The sequence below is a fragment of the Streptomyces sp. SID5785 genome (assembly GCF_009870065.1).
Classification (GTDB): Bacteria; Actinomycetota; Actinomycetes; order Streptomycetales; family Streptomycetaceae; genus Streptomyces.
The window spans coordinates 1-3,955 of the sequence record NZ_WWIA01000739.1 but is presented as its reverse complement, the minus strand read 5'-3'; the positions used below and the strand labels follow the sequence as shown (position 1 = coordinate 3,955).

Genomic DNA, 3,955 nt, shown 5'->3' with positions numbered 1-3,955 from the left:
GTGTCTCGCCCGGGTGCTCGGGCGGGCCCGGTGCCACACCGTCGTCGAACAGGAACCAGTCGGGACGGGTGCGGTGGATCTCCAGCGTCGTCACGCCCTCGTAGCCGCCGTAGTCCCATTCGCACAGGTCCGGGTCGACCACGGCCGTGTGGAGTCCCGCGAGCTCCGCCGTGTCGCGGGCGCGCCGCATCGGGCTCGTGAACACCGCGCCCACGTGATAGCTGCCCACGAGCGGCGCGACACGGCGCGCCTGCTCCCTGCCGTTCTCGGTGAGCGGGATGTCCGTCCAGCTGGTGTGCCGGCCGTCCAGCGCCCACTCGGTCTCGCCGTGCCGGACGAGGAGCAGATCACCCAAGGTTCACGCCTGTTCATGAGGTCTCGTGCAGGTCCGCGGCCATTGTCTCCCGGAACCCGGACCGTCCGCGGACCGGGGAGCGCGTCACGGGCAGCACGGGCGGCACCGGCCGGGACTGTCGTACCCGGCCCGTAAGGTCGTACAGGTCGTGCACGTTGCGCAGAAGGACAGGGCAGCGCAGAGCAGAAGGGAAGAGGTGGGGTGGAGTGACGATGCCGCGGACCCCTGCGGTCGCACCGGACGTGGCCGCCCTCTTCCTGCCCGCGCCCCTGCCGCGCGAGGGCCGCATCGCCCTGTGGGCGCCGGACGGCAGCGCACCGCCCGGCGCGGGCGAGGAGATCACCGTGGTGCGGCCGCACGGCACCGGCGTCCGTTCCCGCACGGTCCCCGCGCTCGTGCTCCCCGTCACCGCCGCGCTCCCGCTCCTGCTGGCAGCCCGCCGCGGCCACGCCGCGCACCCCGCCACGGCCGCCTGGGGCGCCGCCGCCGCGCACGCCCTGCACCTGGTCGCCCGCGGCCGGCTGCTGCCCGGCCTCACCGCGTCCGACCACGACGCGTGGCGCGCGGGCCCGCTCGACGAGGACGACATCGCCCAGATCAGAGGGATCGCCGCCGCCCTGCCCCCGGAGGGGTACGCGACGCCCCTGCCCGGCCGGCGCCCGGTGCGGCTGGCCGACCCGGAGGCCCTGGTGCGCGCGTTCCTCGACGCGGTCGCCGACTCCCTGCCGCGCACCCCGGCCGCGGCGCACGCGGCCGGTGCCCCCTTCGCCGCGCTCGCGCCGCAGCACCTGCCGCACGCCCGGCCCTGGGCCGTCGAGGCGGCGGCCGGTCTCGACGCGGGCGTCAAGGTGTCGCTGCGGCTCGACCTCGCCCAGCACGCCCTGTTCGACGCCGCCGAGGAGGACGCCGGCGCGCAGGAGCCGGGCGAGCGGCGGGCCGGGGCCGCCGTCGTCCAGGTGCACAGCCTCGCCGACCCCACGCGCGTCGTGGACGCGGCGGCCCTGTGGGCCGGCGGCGCCGACGAGCACTTCGGCCCCCGGGCCCGGATCGACGCCGTGCTGGCCGTGCGCCGCGCCGTCGCCGCCTGGCCGCCGCTCGGCCGCCTCCTGGAGCAGGACGTGCCGGACGTGCTCGCCTTCACCGAGACCGAGCTGATCGACCTGCTCGGCCCCGGCGCGGCCCGCCTCGCCCGGGCCGGGGTCGCCGTCCACTGGCCGCGCGAGCTCGCCCGCTCCCTCACCGCGACGGCCGTCGTCCGCGCCCATGCCGCGCCGGGCTCCGCGACCGACGGCACGCCCTTCTTCGACAGCGACGAACTGCTCGCGTTCGACTGGCAGCTGGCGCTCGACGGCGACCCGCTCACCGAGCGCGAGATGGACCGCCTCGCCGAGTCGCACCGCGCGGTGGTGCGGCTGCGCGACCAGTGGGTCGTCGTCGACCCCGACCTCGTGCGCAAGGCCCGCAAGCGCGAACTCGGCCTGTTGTCGCCCGTCGACGCGCTGGCCGTCGCGCTCACCGGCGAGGCCGAGGTCGACGGCGAGCGCGTCCCCGCCGTCCCCACCGGACGCCTCGCCGAGCTGCGCGACCGCCTCACGCGCGGCCTCGACACGGTCGAGCCGCCGCCCGGCCTCGCCGCCACCCTGCGCGACTACCAGCTGCGCGGGCTCGCCTGGCTCGACCTCATGACCTCGCTCGGCCTCGGCGGCTGCCTCGCCGACGACATGGGCCTCGGCAAGACCGTCACCCTCATCGCCCTCCACCTGCGCCGCGCCCGCCCGCACCCCACCCTCGTCGTCTGCCCCGCCTCCCTGCTGGGCAACTGGCAGCGCGAGATCGAGAAGTTCGCCCCCGGCGTCCCCGTCACCCGCTTCCACAGCAGCGCCCGCACCCTCGACGACGCGGGCTTCGTCCTCACCACGTACGGCACGGTCCGCACCCGCGCCGCCGAGCTCGCCGCGCACACCTGGGGCATGGTCGTCGCCGACGAGGCCCAGCACGTGAAGAACCCGCACTCGGCGACGGCCAAGGCCCTGCGCACCATCGACGCCCCCGCACGCGTGGCCCTCACCGGCACCCCCGTGGAGAACAACCTCTCCGAGCTGTGGGCCCTGCTCGACTGGACGACCCCCGGGCTGCTCGGCCCGCTCAAGGCGTTCCGCGCCCGGCACGCGCGCGTCGTCGAGGGCGAGGTCCCGCTCCAGGGCCGCGGCGGCACCGACCCGGAGGCGATCGAGCGGCTCTCGCGCCTGGTCCGCCCGTTCATCCTGCGCCGCAAGAAGTCCGACCCGGGCATCGTGCCCGAGCTGCCGCCCAAGACCGAGTCCGACCACCCGGCGCCCCTCACCCGCGAACAGGCCTCTCTCTACGAGGCCGTGGTCCGCGAGTCCATGGCGCAGATCGAGGCCGCGGAGGGCATCGGCCGGCGCGGCCTCGTCATGAAGCTGCTCACCTCCCTCAAGCAGATCTGCAACCACCCGGCGCAGTACCTGAAGGAGGCCGAGGACGGCCGCCCCCGGCTCGCGGGCCGGTCCGGCAAGCTGGCGCTGCTCGACGAGCTCTTGGACACGATCGTTGCGGAGGACGGTTCGGGCGGCTCCGTGCTCGTCTTCACCCAGTACGTCTCGATGGCGAAGCTCCTCGCCACCCACCTGACCACCCGGGGCATCGCGAGCCAACTGCTGCACGGCGGCACGCCCGTCAGCGAGCGCGAGCGGATGGTCGACCGGTTCCAGGCGGGCGAAGTCCCGGTGTTCCTACTGTCGTTGAAGGCGGCCGGCACCGGGCTGAACCTCACACGCGCGGGCCACGTCGTGCACTTCGACCGCTGGTGGAACCCGGCCGTCGAGGAGCAGGCCACCGACCGCGCCTACCGCATCGGACAGACCCAGCCCGTCCAGGTCCACCGCCTCATCACCGAGGGCACCGTCGAGGACCGCATCGCCGAACTGCTCGCGGGCAAGCGGGCGCTGGCCGACGCCGTGCTCGGCTCCGGCGAGGCCGCCCTCACCGAGCTGTCCGACCGTGATCTGAGCGATCTCGTCTCGCTGCGGAGGCAGACGTCATGAGTCCCGCACGGCCGCGCCGGCCCGCCGCGCACGTCCCCGGCCGCGCCCGCTCCGGCGAGCAGGCGCAGGCCCGGCACACCGACACCCGCCGCACCTTCCCGCCGCTGCCCCCACGCGCACGGCCGGCCACCGCCTTCGCCCTCACCTGGTGGGGGAACGCCTGGGTGGACGCCCTGGAGGACACCGCCCTCGATCCCGCGCGGCTCGCCCGCGGGCGCGCGTACGCGGACCGCGGCCACGTCGACGCGATCACCGTCACGCCCGGCCGCGTCGTCGCGTACGTGCACGGCTCGCGCCCCCGCCCCTACCGGGCCGAACTGGTGCTGCGCACCCTGCCGGACGAGGCCTGGGACCGCTTCGTGCAGAGCGCCGCCGCGCGCCCCGACCACATGGCCTCGCTCCTCGACAAGGACGTCCCGCACGCCCTCGCCGCGACCTGCGGCCTGCTGCCCGCCGTCGACGACCTCACCCCCGACTGCACCTGCCCCGACCGGGTCCAGCCCTGCAAGCACGCCGCCGCGCTCTGCCACCAGAC

Annotated in this window: 2 protein-coding genes and 1 pseudogene; 2 read left to right on the top strand and 1 reads right to left on the bottom strand. The window is 75.9% G+C overall.

The window, feature by feature from the left end:
• The coding region (locus GTW43_RS24265) for a histidine phosphatase family protein (RefSeq protein WP_161304157.1) at positions 1–355 on the bottom strand (355 nt) is incomplete at its 3' end.
• 212 nt (positions 356–567) lie between these two features.
• Here GTW43_RS24265 and GTW43_RS24260 point away from each other — a divergent pair.
• Positions 568–3,420: a DEAD/DEAH box helicase gene (locus tag GTW43_RS24260; RefSeq protein WP_161304156.1), complete on the top strand. Its 2,853-nt coding sequence runs from the start codon at positions 568–570 to the stop codon at positions 3,418–3,420.
• Positions 3,417–3,955, top strand: a pseudogene (locus tag GTW43_RS24255) (hypothetical protein); the annotation flags it as partial. The gene GTW43_RS24260 and the pseudogene GTW43_RS24255, both read left to right, overlap by 4 nt.

Bases quoted from the DNA above. Each gene is read 5' to 3' on its own strand.
- GTW43_RS24260 (WP_161304156.1), top strand. From the start codon at position 568: ATGCCGCGGACCCCTGCGGTCGCACCGGACGTGGCCGCCCTCTTCCTG.